At 68.8% G+C, this 17,916-nt stretch carries 12 protein-coding genes and 1 pseudogene; 7 read left to right on the top strand and 6 right to left on the bottom strand.

Annotated features, from left to right (window positions below; all coding sequences use genetic code 11):
- Nucleotides 1-30: 30 nt before the first annotated feature.
- The gene (locus F573_RS0101905; RefSeq protein ID WP_019021252.1) at nucleotides 31-411 is read right to left on the bottom strand and encodes a YajD family HNH nuclease; all 381 of its coding nucleotides are present in this window, start codon (nucleotides 409-411) and stop codon (nucleotides 31-33) included.
- Nucleotides 412-434: 23 nt separating this feature from the next.
- On the bottom strand, nucleotides 435-2,429 hold the full coding sequence (locus tag F573_RS0101900; protein ID WP_019021251.1) for a site-specific recombinase: 1,995 nt from the start codon (nucleotides 2,427-2,429) through the stop codon (nucleotides 435-437).
- Nucleotides 2,430-2,573: 144 nt separating this feature from the next.
- On the opposite strand from F573_RS0101900, the gene F573_RS0101895 reads away from it, so the two are divergent.
- Complete coding sequence (locus F573_RS0101895) at nucleotides 2,574-3,188, top strand: BMC domain-containing protein (protein WP_018870039.1); 615 nt, start codon at nucleotides 2,574-2,576, stop codon at nucleotides 3,186-3,188.
- Nucleotides 3,189-3,193: 5 nt separating this feature from the next.
- On the top strand, nucleotides 3,194-3,811 hold the full coding sequence (locus F573_RS0101890; protein WP_019021250.1) for an NUDIX hydrolase: 618 nt from the start codon (nucleotides 3,194-3,196) through the stop codon (nucleotides 3,809-3,811).
- A 127-nt stretch (nucleotides 3,812-3,938) separates the two neighbouring features.
- Here F573_RS0101890 and F573_RS0101885 read toward each other — a convergent pair whose 3' ends face one another.
- From F573_RS0101885 to F573_RS0101875, 3 genes are all read right to left on the bottom strand, one after another.
- A complete protein-coding gene (locus tag F573_RS0101885) occupies nucleotides 3,939-4,568 on the bottom strand; it encodes a hypothetical protein (protein WP_019021249.1) in 630 nt (209 codons plus the stop codon).
- A gap of 1,446 nt (nucleotides 4,569-6,014) precedes the next feature.
- Entirely contained in the window at nucleotides 6,015-7,733 is a 1,719-nt protein-coding gene (locus tag F573_RS0101880; protein WP_019021248.1) for a proline--tRNA ligase, read from the bottom strand.
- A 49-nt stretch (nucleotides 7,734-7,782) separates the two neighbouring features.
- Nucleotides 7,783-8,124 (bottom strand): phenylpyruvate tautomerase MIF-related protein, encoded by a 342-nt coding sequence (locus F573_RS0101875; protein ID WP_018946422.1) that lies wholly within the window; start codon nucleotides 8,122-8,124, stop codon nucleotides 7,783-7,785.
- Nucleotides 8,125-8,412: 288 nt separating this feature from the next.
- Here F573_RS0101875 and F573_RS0101870 point away from each other — a divergent pair, with 288 nt between their 5' ends.
- From F573_RS0101870 to F573_RS0101850, 5 genes are all read left to right on the top strand, one after another.
- Nucleotides 8,413-9,462, top strand: a complete 1,050-nt coding sequence (locus F573_RS0101870) for an efflux RND transporter periplasmic adaptor subunit (RefSeq protein WP_018870034.1) — start codon at nucleotides 8,413-8,415, stop codon at nucleotides 9,460-9,462.
- The gene (locus F573_RS0101865) at nucleotides 9,459-12,761 is read left to right on the top strand and encodes an efflux RND transporter permease subunit (protein ID WP_019021247.1); all 3,303 of its coding nucleotides are present in this window, start codon (nucleotides 9,459-9,461) and stop codon (nucleotides 12,759-12,761) included. The genes F573_RS0101870 and F573_RS0101865 overlap by 4 nt, the downstream gene beginning before the upstream one ends.
- Before the next feature lie 243 nt (nucleotides 12,762-13,004).
- Nucleotides 13,005-13,223 (top strand): hypothetical protein, encoded by a 219-nt coding sequence (locus tag F573_RS0101860; RefSeq protein ID WP_018870032.1) that lies wholly within the window; start codon nucleotides 13,005-13,007, stop codon nucleotides 13,221-13,223.
- A gap of 19 nt (nucleotides 13,224-13,242) precedes the next feature.
- Nucleotides 13,243-13,449: a hypothetical protein gene (locus F573_RS0101855; protein ID WP_018870031.1), complete on the top strand. Its 207-nt coding sequence runs from the start codon at nucleotides 13,243-13,245 to the stop codon at nucleotides 13,447-13,449.
- A complete protein-coding gene (locus tag F573_RS0101850; RefSeq protein ID WP_019021246.1) occupies nucleotides 13,433-17,293 on the top strand; it encodes a PAS domain-containing protein in 3,861 nt (1,286 codons plus the stop codon). Before F573_RS0101855 ends, F573_RS0101850 begins: the two co-directional genes overlap by 17 nt.
- Here the strand turns inward: F573_RS0101850 and F573_RS15540 are convergent.
- Nucleotides 17,284-17,913: pseudogene (locus tag F573_RS15540) on the bottom strand (spore maturation protein); the annotation flags it as partial. The gene F573_RS0101850 and the pseudogene F573_RS15540 overlap by 10 nt on opposite strands.
- Nucleotides 17,914-17,916: the final 3 nt, after the last annotated feature.

The raw sequence follows: 17,916 nt of genomic DNA, 5'->3' as shown, positions 1-17,916 counted from the left end.
CCGCGCGGGAGGCGCGCGGAGCGGTCCGGTTCAGTCCTTGCCCGGGTCCTTCAGGCGTTCGGCGAGGTCGGCGAAGGGGTTCCACGTCGCGCCCCCGGACGTCGCCGCGGTGCCGGACCCGCCGCCGGATGCCCCCGCCGCACGCGCCTCGCCATGGCGCTGGTGTTCGTTGTCATGGCAGTACAGGCACAGCAGCTCCCAGTTGCTGCCATCCGGGGGATTGTTGTCGTGGTTGTGGTCGCGGTGGTGCACGGTCAGTTCGTGCAGGTTGGCGCGGGTGAACTCGCGGCCGCAGCGCCCGCAGACCCACGGGTACATGCCCAGGGCCTGCTCGCGATAGCCGCGTTCGCGTTCGTCCCGCTCGCGCCGGGCGCGTGCGACCAGATCGTCCAGACGTTTCGAATCGCTCATGCCCGGAGCATAGCCGTGCGCGCTCAGTCGCGCGAGCGCGGGGGCGGCAGCAGGAATTCCGCCGGGTGGCGCCGCAGGTGGCGGCCGTAGGCGCGCAGCAGCCGCGCCGGGGAGCCGATGCGCACGCCGCGGGCGCGCAGCGCCACGTACAGTGCCAGGCCGAAGCTGACCCACAGGTTGATCGCACCGATCAGCAGCACGAACGCCAGGAACAGGCCGAAGGTGGCCAGGGCGAGTCCCTCGTTCACCGTGACGTAGCCCAGGTTGGCCGACGCGAACGCCACGTGCTGGATATCCAGCGGCAGCCCGGTGAGATAACCGACATAGCCGGTCGCCCCCAGCAGGGCGCCGAACACCATGTTGCCGAGCACGGCGCCATAGTGGTAGCCGACCCAGTTCGCCAGGCCGTGGCGCGCCCGCTGCGGCAGCAGGCGCCGCAGCAGCGGGTGTTCGCGCAGGCGCCCGGGCAGGTCGAGATAGGCGCAGCGGTTGTCCAGCCAGCCGGCCACCAGCCCGGATACGAACAGCCAGACCCCGGCGATGGCCGCGAACAGCAGGGCGAGCCCGGCGAGCGGGCGCAGGCCGTCCAGCAGATAGTCGGCCTTCGTGCTGTCCAGTACCGGCTGTTCGAAGACCGACAGCGCGAACAGACCGATGAACAGGGCCATCGGCAGGGCCACACCTACGTTGCCGAGGATGGCGGCGAACTGCGAGCGTCCGACCCGGACCAGCAGATCGGCGAGTTTCGACGGGTCGGCGGTGCCGCGTTCGGTCTGTTCGATGGCCGCGGCCATGCGTGCCGCGGTCATCGCGGGCTGCTTGGTGGCCACCGTCAGGTGCAGCATGTGGATCAGCACGAAGCCCAGGCCATAGTTGAGGCTGGACCAGAATGCGTACCAGCCCTCCGACAGTCCGAGGTGGCCGATCTGGATCTTGATCAGGGCCATCAGCGCGATGATCACCCCGGCCCCGGCGCCGGACCCGAGCATGCCGAAGTATTCCTGGCGTCCCCGGGTGATGTATTTCTCGCCGGTGTCGGAGACGTGCTGGGTCACGCTGCGCGAGACCTGGCGGATGTTGTCCTGCCACAGGGCGCGCACGCCGTGGCGCCGGGCGCTGGTGGTCACCAGCTCGCGGAACAGGCCGACGGCGGTGGCGCGGGTGGTCGCGGATTCTTCGGGCTCGAGCAGATCCAGCAGCTTGTGGATGCGCGCCAGCGTCTGGTTCAGCCGCTCCAGCAGGTGTGTCAGCGACAGGCTGTTGCCGCGGCTGTGCGACAGCGTGCGCAGCTTCTCGATCTGCTCGGCGCATTGCTCCAGCAGGACCCGCGCATGGCGGTCGTCACGGCGCTCGCGGGTCGGGTCCTGCAACCAGGCGCGGTACTCGCGCACGTAGGCCGCGATCTCGCGTTCCTGCGCCACGAAGGCCGAATTGCGCTCGGCGATCGACGGATCCAGACGCAGGAGTTCGGGTTCCAGCTCCTCCGCCGCGATCCAGATCGAGAGCATCTCCAGGGCGTAGAGGATCTCCTCGCGGGCCCATTCCAGGACTCCGGGGTGTTCGCCGGAAAGACAGCCGAGCGCGCTCAGCAGGCGCAGCCAGGCATCGTCCGGCAGGCGTGCCACCCAGACCGCGTCGTCCGGATCGTGGAACACGTGATAGAGCACGTCGCGCAGGTCGGTGCGATCCATCGGCGACGGGTTGATGCGCTCGTACAGCAGTTCCGCGGCCTCGCGGAAGAAGCCGCGGCGCGAAAACAGTCCGATCCCGGTGTACAGCGTCAGGTGGCGGGCGTCTTCCAGCCCGGCTTCCAGGCGTTCACGCAGGCGTTCGCGCAGCGCAGGCTGATCCTGCAGGGCCAGTACCAGGGATTCCAGGCGCGCGATCACCGGAGCGACATTGCGCGGGTCGTCCGGGCGCAGCCAGTCGACCAGGCGCCGGAGGATCTCCGCCAGGTCGATGTCGGGGTCGTCTTCGAGGGCGGTCAGCAGGTCCGCGGGGTCATCGGCTTGCGACATGGGATTCGGGCTGGATTCCGGATGATGGCGCGAAGCTTATCATTCGTTCCCGGTGACCGCGCGCCCGCGGATTTGATCGGCGCCGCCCCGCAGTCCAGAATACGCCCCCTGCGGCCGGCCCCGGCGACCTTCCCGACGAGATCGATGATCAAGCTCCGTACCTACGTCTACATGGACTCCCTGCAGCCGCAGCTGGCGGCCTACATGGCGACCGTCTCGCAGGGATTCCCGCCGGTGCCGGGTGACTCCTGCCTGTGGGTGGAGGTCTCGCCGGGCATGGCCGTGCACCGCCTGACCGACATCGCGCTGAAGTCCACCCGCGTGCACCTTTCGCAGCAAGTGGTGGAACGCGAATACGGTTCCATGGTGGTGCACCAGCGCGACGACTCCGACGTGCAGGAGGCCGGGCGCGTGCTGCTGTCGCGCATGGGGGCCGAGGTCTCCGACCGCCAGCAGTGCAACATCCCGTGGCAGGAGATCATCCGCGGGATGTCGCCCGACCACACGGTGCTGATCAACCGCCAGAACCGTCGCGGCTCGATGATCCTGCCGGAACAGAGCATGTTCATCCTCGAGGCCGAGCCGGCGGGCTACATCATCTATGCCGCCAACCAGGCGCTGAAGGCCGCGCACGTGACCCTGATCGACGTCAGTGCGGTGGGGGCCTTCGGCCGGCTGATCCTGGCCGGGAGCGAGGCCGACATCGACGAAGCGGCGCGCGCCGCCAGCGCCGCACTGGAACGCCCTGCGGGAACCTGAGCGCCATGCATCGCGAACAGCTGCTGCATCTGCTGCAACGTCACCAGACCCCGTTCATCGAAGAGGCGGGCTTTCGCCGCCGCGCGCTGGATTTCGTCCGCCGGCACCCCGACTGCTTCAACTGCGATCTGCTGCCGGCGCATGTCACCGGCTCCGCCTGGGTCCTCAGCCCCGACCGCGAGCGGGCGCTGATGTTGCTGCACGGGAAGCACAACCGCTGGTTCCAGCCCGGCGGCCATGCGGACGGTCAGGCCGACATCCTCCAGGTGGCCCTGCGCGAGGTGCACGAGGAGACCGGGCTGGCACGCGAGCACATCCGACTGGTCGCCGAAGACGTCTTCGACCTGGATATCCACACCATCCCCGCCAGCCCCGAGTTTCCGCAGCACGACCACATCGACGTGCGCTTTCTGGTGGAGATCGACGACCGTCTGGAGATCCCCGGCAGCCACGAATCGCACGCCGTGCTGTGGGTGCCGCTGCAGCATGTCTCGCGCTACAACAACAACCGCTCCTGCTGGCGCATGGTGGAAAAGAGCCGCCGACTGCGCACTGCCGAGCATGTCGACGACCCGGTGCCGGCCCACCGGGTGCCGGGTCCGGGCACCCGCCCGGGGTACTGATTCGCGGCCAGGGCCGCTCCTGCGACGCCTGTAGGGTGCCTGCTCGCAGGCGAACGGCCAGGGCCGTTCCCACGATGCCTGTGGGAGCCTGCTTGCAGGCGAACAGGGCCGGGCCGGCGCCGCATGTTCAGAACCGCCGGGAGCCATGCCCGGGCAGGGGCACCGCCTCCACGTGTACGCGCACGTTGCGCAGCTCCAGCGGCCCGTCGGAATCCACCCGGCGGGTCTCGCCGCGGCGCCAGCCGGAGCGCCACGGCAGGCGGGCCGCACCGAACTCGGTGCGGCCACGGGACGGCACGTCCAGCAGCAGGAGGCCTTCGCGGTAGGCGACCTTCATCTCTCCCGAACGTCGTTCGCTGTGGACCTCCACCGTGCGCGTCTCGCCATCCGCCAGGGTGAAGGCCAGCGGGGCATAGCGCCGTTCGCGGCCGCCGATGCGCATCCGCCCGCGCTCCAGGCTCACGCGGATCAGGTCACCGAAGTGCCCCTCCTCGCCGCGGTGGATGCGGTCGATGCGCGCCTGGCGTTCCGCGCGTTCGCGCGCCTCGATCTTCTGCTGCTCGCGCCGGGTCTGCTCGCGCTCCTTCTGCACCGACTCCCAGGCGCGCATCGCCTCCTGGCGCTCGGATGTGCTCATCTGCTCCCAGTGTTCCTCCGGCACGCCGTAAATGCGCGGGGCACAGGCCGCCAGCATCACGGCCAGGCTCAGCACGGCGGATATCAGGATGAGGCGGGCAACGGATCGGGTCATGGTCATGGCGGCAATCCCTGTCGGATGGAACATGATGGCCGCCGGGGCGGCTCGGTCAGTCTATCCTGCCGGGGCCGCCTGAGTGGCGGCTGAACGGCCATGCCCCTGGCGGCCGTGCCACCCGCTGCCGCGCGGTTTCAGGCTGGCGCCCGGCGGTTGTGGGAGATTGCTTGCAAGCGAAACGGGCTGCTGCCGGGCCTGACCGCTGCCGCGAGGCCTTGAGCTGGCGCTGCGGAGTCGGCGGCTTTGGCTACCGCCGGGGGTTGCGCTCTCTCGCGAGCGCGCCGCGAGGTCCTTTCTTGCTTGCCCAAGAAAGGACCCAAAGAAGGGCACCCCGACTGCCGCATCCCGGTCCGCTAACGCGGCCCGGGATCCCCTCGCTCCGAGGCCGGTCGCGGGCGGCGCTGAACTCGCGAAGCTGCGCTTCGCTCAGACAAGCAGCGCCTTTTCTCCCGCGCCCGACCTCTGCGCTCGGTGCGGCAAACGGGGGCGCAGGGCCACCGGTCGTTCCTTTTCCGCCAGGCGGGCAGGCCGGGGGTTATGAACGCCCCCGGCCGAGACCAGGACCGTTGGCAACCGATTGTGTCGGATCGGCGAGAGGGCTCGCCTCCCACCGTGTTGAAACCTGTTCCCGCAGGAGGCCGGCCCTCCGGCCGATCGGGGCCGGGATGCCGTGTCGCATGGGAAGATGTCGCCCCCAAAGGACACCACGAGCCTACGGTTCGCTTGCAAGCAAGCTTGTATGTTTACTCGTGGCAGGCCTAGAAAGGGTCTGTCGGGGCGGAGGGACGAAGCAAGCATCTCCCACAGTCACCGTTGCATACCCGGTACCGGGAGGGTGCCCGGGTAGGGCCATGGGCATGCCCTGCCGAGCCGCATGACCTTCTTCCATCAGGGCTTGGGGGTGGGCCGGCCCCTGCCCGCACGCGATTCCTTTGCAAGGATGGTTGGGAATGAGCTCTGCGAAGGGCCCGTACAAAGCTTGAACCCGTTGGTGCACCGGGCCGCCTTTGCATCAGAAGCCAGGAAACGCACGATTCGGGCGCCCCGCAACGAAGCGGGTCGGGACCGGGGCACCAATGGCCTGAACGCCTCCGGTTTACCCCCCCTCCCGTTGCGAGCCCCTTGCGGAGGGTGCCTCGCGCCGGAAACAAGGGGCCGGATGTTTGAGCGAAGCGCAGCTTCGCGAGTTCGGCGCCGCCGGCGCGAGGCGCCCGGAGCAAGGTTCCCGGGCGAGCTCGGGTGCCCTTCTTTGGGTCCTTTCTTGGGCAAGCAAGAAAGGACCTCGCGGCGCGCTCGCGAGAGAGCGCAACCCCCCCGGCGGCAGCCAAAGCCCCGGACCCCGCAGCGCCAGCTCGAAACCCCGCGGCAGCGGTCAGACTCGGGCAGCAGCCCCTGCTCGCTTGCAAGCAAGCTCCTGCAGCCGCATCCGGGCGCGGGCGCGGATGGCGCCTACGCGCCGTGCCCCGTGCGTTCGCGCAGGGCCGCCACCAGTCCGTCCATCGGCAGGTGTTCGGCCTCGGCGGCGGTGCGGGCCTGGTATTCGAGTTCGCCGGCGTCCAGGCCGCGTTCGCCGATCACGATGCGGTGGGGGATGCCGATCAGCTCCATGTCGGCGAACATCACGCCGGGGCGCTGTTCGCGGTCGTCCAGCAGGACCTGGAAGCCGGCGGCCTCGAGCTCGTCGTGCAGCTGTTCGGCGGCCTCGCGCACGCGCTGCGACTTCTTCGCGCCGATCGGGCAAAGGGCGATGTCGAACGGGGCGATGGCGGTGGGCCAGCAGATGCCGCGCTCGTCGGAGTTCTGTTCGATCGCGGCGGCGACCACGCGCGAGACGCCGATGCCGTAGCAGCCCATGGTGACGATCTGCTCGCGGCCGTCCTCGTCCAGCACCCGGGCGCCCAGGGCCTCGGAGTACTTGTCGCCGAGCTGGAAGATATGGCCGACCTCGATGCCGCGGCGGATCTCGATGGGGCCGGAGCCGTCGGGCGCGGATTCCCCCTCGGTGATGTTGCGCAGGTCGGCAGTCTCCGGGCGCGGCAGGTCGCGTTCCCAGTTGACGCCGGTCAGGTGGTGGCCGTCCTCGTTGGCGCCGACCACCATGTCGGCCATGCCGAGCACGGCGTGGTCGGCCAGCACCGGGATCGGGCTGTCCACCGGGCCCAGGGAGCCGGGGTCGGTGCCGAACACGGTACGGATCTCGGCCGCCTCTGCCATGCGCAGCGGCTCGGCGATCCAGGGGTGCTTTTCGGCCTTGACGTCGTTGAGTTCGTGGTCGCCGCGCAGCACCAGGGCGACCAGATCGGCGTCGACCGCGTCGCTGGCGGCCACCACCAGGGTCTTGACCGTGCGTTCGGTCGGCACGTCGAGGAAGGCCGCGAGATCGGCGATGGTGTGGACATCCGGGGTGGCGACCTTCTGCAGCGTCTCGGCGGGGGCGGCCGGTGCGGCCGGGCCGGGGCAGGGCGCGAGTTCGACGTTGGCGGCAAAGCCGCCCGGGGAGAAGGCGATCGCGTCCTCGCCGGAGGCGGCCAGCACGTGGAACTCGTGCGAGGCATTGCCGCCGATCGCGCCGGTATCGGCTTCCACCGCGCGGAAGTCGAGGCCGCAGCGCTGGAAGATGCGGCAGTAGGCATCGTGCATCTGCTGGTAGGTCTGCCCCAGGGAGTCGGCATCCAGGTGGAAGGAGTAGGCGTCCTTCATCAGGAATTCGCGCGCGCGCATCACGCCGAAGCGCGGGCGGCGTTCGTCGCGGAACTTGGTCTGGACCTGGTAGTAGTTCACCGGCAGCTGGCGGTAGCTGCGGATCTCGCGGCGGACCAGATCGGTGATGACCTCTTCATGGGTCGGGCCATAGCAGAAATCGCGTTCGTGGCGGTCCTGGATGCGCAGCAGCTCGGCGCCGTAAAAGTCCCAGCGCCCGGACTCCTGCCACAGCTCGGCCGGCTGGATGGCCGGCATCAGCACCTCCAGGCCCCCGGCCCGGTCCATCTCCTCGCGCACGATGTTCTCCACCCGGCGCAGCACGCGCAGCCCCAGCGGCAGCCAGGTGTACAGCCCCGAGGCGAGCCGGCGGATGTAGCCGGCGCGCAGCATCAGCTGGTGGGAGACGATCTCGGCGTCGGCCGGGGTTTCCTTCAGGGTGTTCAGCGGGAATTGCGAGACGCGCATGGGGCTCGGGCCTTGTGGTCGGTGGTCGTTGAGCGGACGGGGTCGGGGATCAGAACGTGGTGCCGTTGGTGCCCCAGAAATGGCGCGGGGCATCGGCGAACTCGATGTAGACGCGCGCCGGCTCCACGCCCAGTTCGGCCTGCAGGGCGTCGCACAGCTTGCGTGACAGCTCGCGGGTCAGGCCCTCGGGCAGGCCGATGCTCTTGAGTTCGCAGTAGGCGAGTGCCTCGGTGCTGCCGCCGAAACGCATGTGCGCGTTGTGGCCAAGGGCGACCATCACGTAGCCCTCGGGCTTGTTCAGCCATTCGGCAACCGCGGTCGACAGGCGGGCGGTGACGGCATCCGGATCGGCGGGCAGGGCAACGTTGGTCTCGATACGCAGCAGTGGCATGGCGGTCTCCCGGGAATGAAACGGTGGTCGGGGAACGTCCCCGTGCGGGTGCCGTTATGATACGGACAGACGCGGCGCGGTGCAGGGGGTTGCAGGGCTTTGCTGCAAAACCGACGGGGAAAGCTATACTCCGGGCAGTTACCGGGGTTGCGGTCGGGGATTTGCCCGCCCCTGGCCGGCTCCGTTAAATTAGGGAAAACTAATATATTAAAGAACGGCCCCGTGACGGCTGATCGCCCCGCAAGAAGGGTGGCAGGAGAGGGCCGAATATCCGGAAGGGACCACACCATGACACGACTCCCGATCATCGGGGCCGCGCTGCTTGCGCTGGCTCTGCCGCTGGCGACTCAGGCCGATGACCTGCCCTTCGAGACGGTCGAGGCCGAGCGTCTGACCCTGCCGCAGGAGCGTCTGCTGGATGGCCGCGTCGAAGCGGTCCAGCGCTCCACCATCTCGGCCCAGACCTCGGGCCGCATCCGCGAGATCTACGTGGACGTGGATGACTTTGTCGAAGAGGACGAACTCCTGCTGCGCATCAGCGACGTCCAGCAACAGGCGCGCCTGAGTCAGGCCGAGGGTGACCTCGCCGATGCGCGGGCACGTTTCCGCGAGGCGCGCTCCGAGTTCGAACGCATCCGCGAGGTGTTCGAACAGGACGTGGTGTCGCGCTCCGAGTTCGAGCGCGCCGAGGCGCAGCTGGAATCGGCCCGTGCGCGCCTGCGCTCGGCCGAGGGGCGGGTGGACGAGGCCCGCGAACAGCTCGGCTACACCGAGGTCTACGCGCCGTACTCCGGGATCGTGACCGAGCGCATGGTCGAGGTCGGGGAATCGGTCTCGCCGGGTTCGCCGCTGCTGGCCGGGCTGAGCCTGGATCGCCTGCGGGTCGAGGTCGACGTGCCCCAGCGTCTGATGCCCGGGGTGCGGGATCGGCGCGAGGCCGAGGTCCTGCTGGATTCCGGCGAACGGATCGCTGCCGAGAGCCTGACCCTGTTCCCCTATGCACATCCGCAGAGCGCCACCTTCCGGGTGCGCGTGAACCTGCCCGAGGACGAGAACAACCGCGGTCTGTTTCCCGGCATGTTCGTGAAAACGAGCTTCGTGCTGGACGAGGTCGAGCGCCTGATGGTGCCGCAGGAGGCCGTCGCCTATCGCTCCGAGGTGATCGCGGTCTACGTGATCGACGACGAGGGTCGGGTGCGCTTCCGTCAGGTCCGCACCGGGCGCGAGCACGACGGCATGATCGAGATCCTTGGTGGCCTGCGCGAGGGTGAACGCGTGGCGCTGGATCCGGTGCATGCCGCGATCTATCTCAAGGAACACCAGCAGGTGACGCGATGAGCGGCGGCGGCACGGACGCGGCCCCGGAGCGCATGGGGATCTCCGGGCGCATTGCGAAGGCCTTCCTGACCACCCAGATCACCCCTTTGCTGGCCCTGGTGGGGCTGCTGCTGGGGCTGTTCGCCATCCTGGTGACTCCGCGCGAGGAAGAGCCGCAGATCAACGTCACCATGGCGGACGTGTTCATCCCGTTCCCCGGGGCCAGCGCCGAGGAGGTCGCCCATCTGGTGTCGACCCCCGCGGAGCAGGTGCTGTCCGAGATCGAGGGGGTGGACGACATCTATTCCACCTCGCGCCCGGACATGGCGCATATAACCATCCAGTTCGAGGTAGGCGAGGACCGCACCGCGGCGCTGGTGCGGCTGTACAACCAGGTCTTCTCCAACGATGACTGGATGCCGCGGAATCTGGGGGTCGGCGAGCCGATGGTGCGGCCGATGGGCATCGACGACGTGCCCATCGTCAACGTGACCCTGTGGACCGAGGACGAAGAACGTGGCGGACACGACCTGCTGCGCGTGGCCCACGGGCTGGAATCGGAACTCAAGCGGGTGCCCGGCACGCGCGACATCTACACCGTCGGCGGGCCCGACCACGTGGTCCACGTGCGCTTCCAGCCGGAGATGCTGGCGGCGCACAACCTCGCGGTGGACGACCTGCGCGAGGCCCTGGCGGTGTCGAATTTCTCGCGCGATGCCGGGCATCTGTATCAGGACGACGAGGAGATCCTGATCCAGGCCGGCGACTTCATCACCGAGCCCGAGGCGTTCGCGCGGCTGGTGGTGGGGATGCATGACGGACGTCCGGTGCATCTGGAAGACGTGGCCGAGGTCGAACAGGGCCCCGGCTATCCGAGCGAGCACGTACGCTTCGCCCATGGGGCCGCGGCCGAGGGCGGCGGGCACATTGGCCAGAGTCACCCGGCGGTGACCGTCGCGGTGGCCAAGCAGCCGGGCACCAACGCCCCCGATATCGCCGACCAGGTCATCGAGCGCCTGGACCAGCTGCAGGGCACCTACATCCCCGAGGGGGTCGAGGTCTCGATTACCCGCAACTACGGCGAGACGGCCGAGGACAAGGCCTCCACGCTGATCCAGAAGCTGATGCTGGCAACCGCGTCGGTGATCATCCTGGTGTGGATCGCGCTGGGCTGGCGCGAGGCGTTCATCGTCGGCGTGGCGGTCATCATTACCCTCGCGCTGACGCTGTTCGCGTCCTGGGCCTGGGGTTTCACCCTCAACCGGGTGTCGCTGTTCGCGCTGATCTTCGCCATCGGCATCCTGGTGGACGACGCGATCGTGGTGGTGGAGAACATCCACCGACACATGGTCCAGGGCGGGCGCAAGTTCCTCGAATCCATCCCGCTGGCGGTGGACGAGGTGGGCGGCCCGACCATCCTCGCGACCTTTACCGTCATCGCGGCGCTGCTGCCCATGGCCTTCGTGACCGGGCTCATGGGGCCGTACATGAGCCCCATCCCGATCAACGCCTCCATGGGGATGGTCCTGTCGCTGGCGGTGGCCTACGTGGTGACTCCGTGGCTGACCTACAAGGTGCTGCGGCGTCAGGCCGAACAGCACGAGGCCGGGGGCGGACACGGCGGACACGAGGCCGGCGAGGCGGCCTCCGATGGCCTGATGCGCCTGTTCAACTTCCTGCTGCGCCCCTTCCTCGGGACCGGCGGGCGCAAGAAGATCAACCGCATGGCGCTGTGGATCGGCACGCTGGTGCTGATCCTCGGCTCGGTGTCGCTGGCCTATTACCAGCTGGTGGTGCTGAAGATGCTGCCGTTCGACGACAAGTCGGAGTTCCAGGTGGTGCTGGACATGCCCGAGGGCACCAGTCTGGAACGCACCGGCCAGGTGCTGGGCGAGATGGCCGACTACCTCAAGACTGTGCCCGAGGTGCACGACGTGCAGACCTACGCGGGCACGGCCACGCCCATCAACTTCAACGGCCTGGTGCGGCAGTACTACCTGCGCGAGGGGAGCCATGTCGGCGACATCCAGGTGAACCTGACGCATGCCTCCGAGCGCGACCGGCGCAGCCACGACATCGCGCTGTCGGTGCGCGACGAGATCAATGCCATCGCCGGGCGCTATGACGGCGCAGCGGTGAAGGTGGTCGAGGTGCCGCCGGGACCGCCGGTGATGTCGCCGATCGTCGCCGAGATCTACGGGCCGGACTACGACGGCCAGATCGAGGTTGCGAAACAGGTGCGCGAGGTGTTCGAGAACACCGAGGGCCTCACCGACATCGATGACTCGGTGGAACACCCGGGGCCGAAGAAGATCCTGCAGGTGGACCGCGAGCGCGCCGCGCATCTGGGCGTGCCCCAGCGGGCGGTGGTCGAGGCGATCGAGACCGCCCTGTCCGGCGAGGACGTAACCTATCTGTACGGCTCCAACATCAAGTATGCGGTGCCGGTGCGTCTGGAGTTCGATCGTGCGGAGAAGGGCAGCCTGGATCCGGTGCTCGGGCTGCGAGTCCGCTCGCAGAGCGGCGAACTGGTCCCGCTGGGCGAGGTCGTGAACGTGGTGGATTCGAGCCGCGAACACTCCATCCATCACAAGAACCTGCTGCCGGTGGTCTACGTGCAGGGCGATCTGGCGGGCGGAGTGGACAGCCCGCTGTACGGCATGTTCGACATGTTCTTCGGCCTGCGCGACCAGCCCATGGTCCATGGCGAGCCGCTGGAGCAGCGGTTCATCAGCCAGCCGGACAACCCGTACAACTTCAGCCTGAAGTGGGACGGCGAATGGCAGGTGACCTACGAGACCTTCCGCGACATGGGCATCGCCTACTCGGTGGGACTGATCCTGATCTACCTGCTGGTGGTCGCGCAGTTCCGCTCGTACATGGTGCCGCTGATCATCATGGCGCCGATCCCGTTGACGGTGATCGGCGTGATGCCCGGACATGCGTTCGTGGATGCGTTCTTCATGGACGCCAAGTTCACGGCGACCTCCATGATCGGGATGATCGCGCTGGCGGGGATCATCGTGCGCAACTCGATCCTGCTGGTGGATTTCATCAACGAGGAGCTGCGCCGCGGGGTGGATACCATCGAGGCGGTGGTGCATGCCGGTGCGGTGCGGGCCAAGCCGATCGTGCTGACCGGGCTGGCGGCGATGGTCGGCGCCGGGTTCATCCTCGATGACCCGATCTTCTCCGGGCTGGCGATCTCGCTGATCTTCGGGGTGTTCGTGTCCACGGTGCTGACCCTGGTGATCATCCCGGTGCTGTACTACCTGTACGTACGCAACCGGGTGGACCAGATCCGCGAGCAGGCGGCGTAAGCCGGCCCCGTCATTGCGAGGAGCGTAGTGACGAAGCAATCGCCATGGCGGCCCCCGGCCCCGGTGCACTGCGGGCAGCAACCGATTGCCACGTCGCCTTCGGCTCCTCGCAATGACGCAGGCGGGGGCGAGTAGCGGCCCCGGCACGTTGTCGCATGGCAATGGCACGACCGGAGTCCGGCGTTTTCGCCGGGCGACGGTACCGGCATACAATCGGGGGACCGAACGAACCGGAGTGGCTCGATGAATGTGGACATGGGAGACGAGGGCCTGGATGTCACCGGGATCAGTCGTGAACAGTGCGCGACCCTGGTGGAGGCCCTGAAGGCCAGCAGCGATCAGAGTTTCATGGAGGATCCGGAGCTGCGCAAGCTGTTCAAGCTGCTCGCCGTGCTGCAAAGTGATCTGTGGGACGAGATGACCGCGGGTCAGTTCGATTTCAGTCAGTACAAGAAGCAGTAAGCCACTGCAGGAGACTGTCATGTCCGATCCGTCCGGCGGCCGCCCCTCGAATTTCGTCATCGGCAATATCCTGCTGGGGCTGGCGGCCCTGATGCTGTTCTTCTTCGTTCCGCTGTGGGAGCGGATCGGCGTGGTGGCCCTGTTCCTGTGGATGGTCCTCGCTGCGGCGGGGGTGTACTTCATCGTGAAGGACAAGGACATAACGCCCGGTGGACCGCCGAACTGATGCCCCCGGAGCGGGGGAGCAGGCAGCCGGTTTCGAGGGTCCGGACACCGTGTCCGGCGGGTCCCCGCGGGCCGCTTTTCCGGCCTTTCTGAGCGCGCGCCTCGCACGCCTGCGCGACGCCGCGGGCGAGCTCGATCAGGGTGAATGCTCCGGGGACTGCGTGGATCGGCTGTATCGCGAGGTCAGCGCCCTGGCCCGCGTGGCCCGGACTCACGGGGTGCAGGAGATCCTGCGCCTGGCCGAGTCACTACAGGCCACCCTGGCCGGGCTGCGGGCCCGTCCGAACACTGCCGACCACGAACTGCTGCGTCTGGGCCTCGCGCGCCTGGAGGCCGCCGCGGATGCGTGGTCGCGTCAGGCTCAGGGGGTGCCGGAGACGCGGCTCCAGCCGCAGGTGTCGGCGGATGCGGGTGGCGGCCGGGTGCAGGTGGTCGCGGAGGACCCGGAAGTCGGCGAGGCGGTGGCGGGCATGCTGCGTGATCACGGCTTCGCGGTCGTGCTGAGCGGCGCCGAACCGGACGCGGCGGGCGCCGGCGGGGTCACCGCGCGGGTGGTCTGCGTCGGCGAGGTGGCCCCGGAGTCCGCGGTGCTCGCGCGACTGCAGGATCCGGGGCGCGGGTTTCTGCCGACCCTGGTGGTGGCGCGCTCCTGGAGCCCCGGGGCGCGCCTGCAGGCCGTGCGCGAGGGCGCGGCCCGCTGCCTCGATTACCCGCTGGCGGACGATACCCTGCTGGAACAGCTGGTGCAGATCGGCGGGGTCGTCGCGGAGACGGGGTATCGGGTGCTCCTGGCAAGTGCCCGCCCCGAGGCCGCCGACGACACCCTGGCGGCGGGCCTGCGGGAGGCCGGACTGACGGTGGAGGTCCAGCCGGACCCCGATGCCGCGCTGGTCCGCCTCCACGGCGGCGAGGTCGAGGTCCTGGTTCTGGATCTGGACGAAGGGGGGTGCAGTGCCGAGGAGTTCGCGGCCCTGCTGCGCACCCGCGACAACGGTTCCTCCATCCCCATGCTGGTCCTGACCGCCGCCCCCGGGCGGGTGAACGAGCTGATGGCCCTGCACCCCGGGGCGAGCGGGGTGTTCCTCAAACCGGTGGAACCGCGCCGCCTGGCGGATGCGGTGGTGGCGCGTGCCCGCCAGCAGCGGCAGATGGACGGGGTGACGCGTGCTTATCGCCAGGCGCTGTACGAGCGCGAGCGGGAACACCTGGCGGTCAACGAGCACGCGCTGGTGAGCATCACCGACGTGGCCGGGGAGATCATCTATGCCAATGAGCGGTTCGCGCGGGTCAGCGGCTATAACGTATCCGATCTGCTGGGGCGCAACCATCGCCTGCTGAAATCCGGAATGCACGCCCCGGCTTTCTACGAGGAGCTCTGGGAGACCATTGCCGCGGGTCGCGTCTGGCAGGGCGAACTCTGCAACCGCGCGCGGGACGGCTCGCTGTACTGGGTCGAGACCACCATCGTTCCCTATCTGGACGGCGACGGCCTGCCTTATCAGTACGTGTCGATCCGCACCGACATCACCACGGTGAAGCGCCAGGAGCATCGCCTGCGCAGCAGCCAGCGCTTCGCCAACATGGGGACCTGGGAATGGACCCCGGGGCGTGAGGAGCTGCAGTGGTCCGAGCGTATCGCGCCCCTGCTGGGCCACTCTCACGGAGACCTCGAGCCCACGGTGGAAAACTTTCTCGGTGCGGTGCACCCGGAGGATCGCGAGCGGGTGGAAAACGCCATCCGCAGTTCCCTGCGTCGCGGGTCCTATCTCGAACTGGAGCACCGGGTGGTCTGGCCGGATGGCACGGTCCGCTGGCTGCTGCAGCGCGGTGACGTCGAGCGCGACGCCAGTGGCGACGTGCAGCACATGCTGGGCGTGTCACAGGACATCACCAAGCGCAAGCAGTCCGAGCTGGCGCTGACCCGGCAGACCACGCGACTGCGCGAAGCCCAGCGCCTCGCGCGCGTGGGGCACTGGGAGCACGATCCGGTGACCGGAGCGCTGTGGTGGTCCGACGTGGTCTACGAGATCTTCGCCCTGTCCCCGGGCGACGCCCCGGTGAGCATGGAGGGCTTTCGTGCGTTCGTGCACCCCGAGGATCGCGAGGGGCTCGACCGCGAATATGCCGGGGTGCTGGCCGAGGGGCGGGGCGAGGTGTTTCTGCGCATCCGGCGCGATGACGGCGAACTGCGGCACCTGCATCTGATTGCCCATGGCGAAAGCACCGGGGGCCGGGAACAGAACGGCCGGCTGACCGGAACCGTTCAGGATGTCACCGAGCTGCAGCAGGCCCAGGAGGAACTGTCGCTGTTCCGGCGCATCTTCGAGGCCTCGGAACAGGCGATCTCGGTCGCCGACCGGGAAGGCCGCATGGTGTACAACAACCCCGCGGTGCTGGAGATGACCGGCTTCGAGGAGGCCGATCTGGCGGGCCGATCCTATCGCGAACTGATCCCGGCGGAGGCGGAACAGTCGGCGCGCGAGATCGACGAAATCCGCGAGGCCGGCGGGGCCTGGACCGGTCAGCTGCCGATCCGCTGCCGCAACGGCGCGGTGTTCATGTCCAGCAGTACCATCGGCGTGGTGCGTGACAGCCGTAGCGAGCCGCAGTACATCTTCAACATCTTCGGTGACTTCACCGCCGAACTGCAGCGCCGCGCCGAACTGCAGCGGGCCCGCGAGGAGGCCGAGCAGGCGAGCCGGGCGAAGTCCGACTTCCTGTCCAACATGAGCCACGAGCTGCGCACGCCGATGAACGCCATCCTGGGCTTTGCCCAGCTGTTGCAGCGCGACACGTCGCTGGGCGAGCGCCAGCAGAGTCAGCTGGACGAGATCGCCCGCGCCGGCCGGCACCTGCTGGAGCTGATCAACGAGATCCTGGACCTCGCGCGTATCGAGTCGGGGCGGCTGCAGGTGACGCCGGAACCGGTGGACGTGGCGGACGTGGTGGACGAGTGCCTGTCGCTGCTGCGGCCGCTGGCACAGGAGCGCGAGGTTCGCCTGGAAGGCGCGCGGGCGGCCACCGCGGATGCCCCGCGCGTGCAGGCCGACCGTACCCGGCTCAAACAGGTCCTGCTGAATCTCTTGTCCAACGCCATCAAGTACAACCGCGCAGGCGGGCGGGTGACGCTGCTGGGCGCTGCGGGGCAACAGGGGCTGCAGCTGGAGGTGCACGACACCGGCCCCGGACTGACCGCCGAGCAGCTGGAACGGCTGTTCCAGCCCTTCGACCGGCTGGAGGCGGACGCCAGCGGGATGGAGGGCAGCGGCGTGGGGCTCACCATCACCCGGCACCTGGTGGAGATGATGGACGGCCGGCTGGGCGTGACGAGCACGCCGGGCGAGGGTTCCTGCTTCTGGTTCGAACTGCCGCTGGCCGCGGACAGCGATCTCGGGGCAACACCCGGGGGCGGGCCCGATCACCCGGCCGCGACCGGCGCATCGGAACTGCCGGCGTCCGGCACGCCGCGCACGGTGCTGTGCATCGATGATCAGCCGGCCAACCTGCGCCTGATGGAAGAGGTCCTGGGACCGGAGCCGGACCTGGAAACGGTGGTGGCCGAGACCCCCCTGAAGGGCCTGGAGGAGGCGGCACGGCTGGCCCCGGACCTGATTCTTCTGGATCTGGCGATGCCCGGCATGGATGGTTATCAGGTGCTGCGCGCGCTGCGGGCCGACGACCTGCTGGCCGGTGTCCCGGTGCTGGCGGTGACCGCGGATGCCACCGACCCGACGCGCGAGCGGGCGCTGGCGGCCGGTTTCGCCGAGGTCGTCACCAAGCCGGTGGATCCGGCCGGACTGCGGGAGCGGGTGCGCGCGTTCGCCCGCGACGCGGGTCAGAGGTAGAGCCAGGCGACGATCGCGACTGCGGCGACCACCGCCACCGCGTCGGCGCTCAGCGCGGCGGCCAGGGTGTGGCGTACCCGCTTGACCCCGATCGCGCCGAAATACACCGCGAGCACGTAGAAGGTGGTCTCGGTGGAACCCTGCAGGGTGGACACCAGCATGCCGACGTGGGTATCCGGCCCGGTGGCCGGGTCCTGCATGATCCCGGCCATGATGCCGTAGGCCCCGGACCCGGACAGTGGCCGCAGCAGTGCCATCGGCAGGGCCTCGGCGGGCAGCCCGAAGGGCGTGGTCCACGGCCCGACCAGCCCGACGAACATCCCCAGCGCGCCGCTCTCGCGCAGCATGCCCACCGCGACCAGGATCGCCACCAGATACGGGATGATCCGCAGGGCCACGTTGAAGCCTTCCTTTGCCCCCTCGACGAAGACCTCGTATACCGGCACCCCGCGCAGCACGCCATAGGTGAGAAAGCCGACCACCAGTCCCGGGATGATCCACGGGGCGATGGCCTGGCCGTAGATGATGGTCAGCGGGATGATCGCCAGCACCCCCAGCAGGACCAGGAGCGAGACCCAGGCGGGGTAGCCCTCGGCCGGGACCTCGATGTTCATCGGCTGGGG

The organism is Thioalkalivibrio sp. ALE23 (genome assembly GCF_000378545.1).
In the GTDB taxonomy this organism is placed as follows: Bacteria; Pseudomonadota; Gammaproteobacteria; order Ectothiorhodospirales; family Ectothiorhodospiraceae; genus Thioalkalivibrio.
The sequence above is the reverse complement of the archived record's forward strand: the minus strand, read 5'-3'. Positions and strand labels throughout refer to the sequence as shown.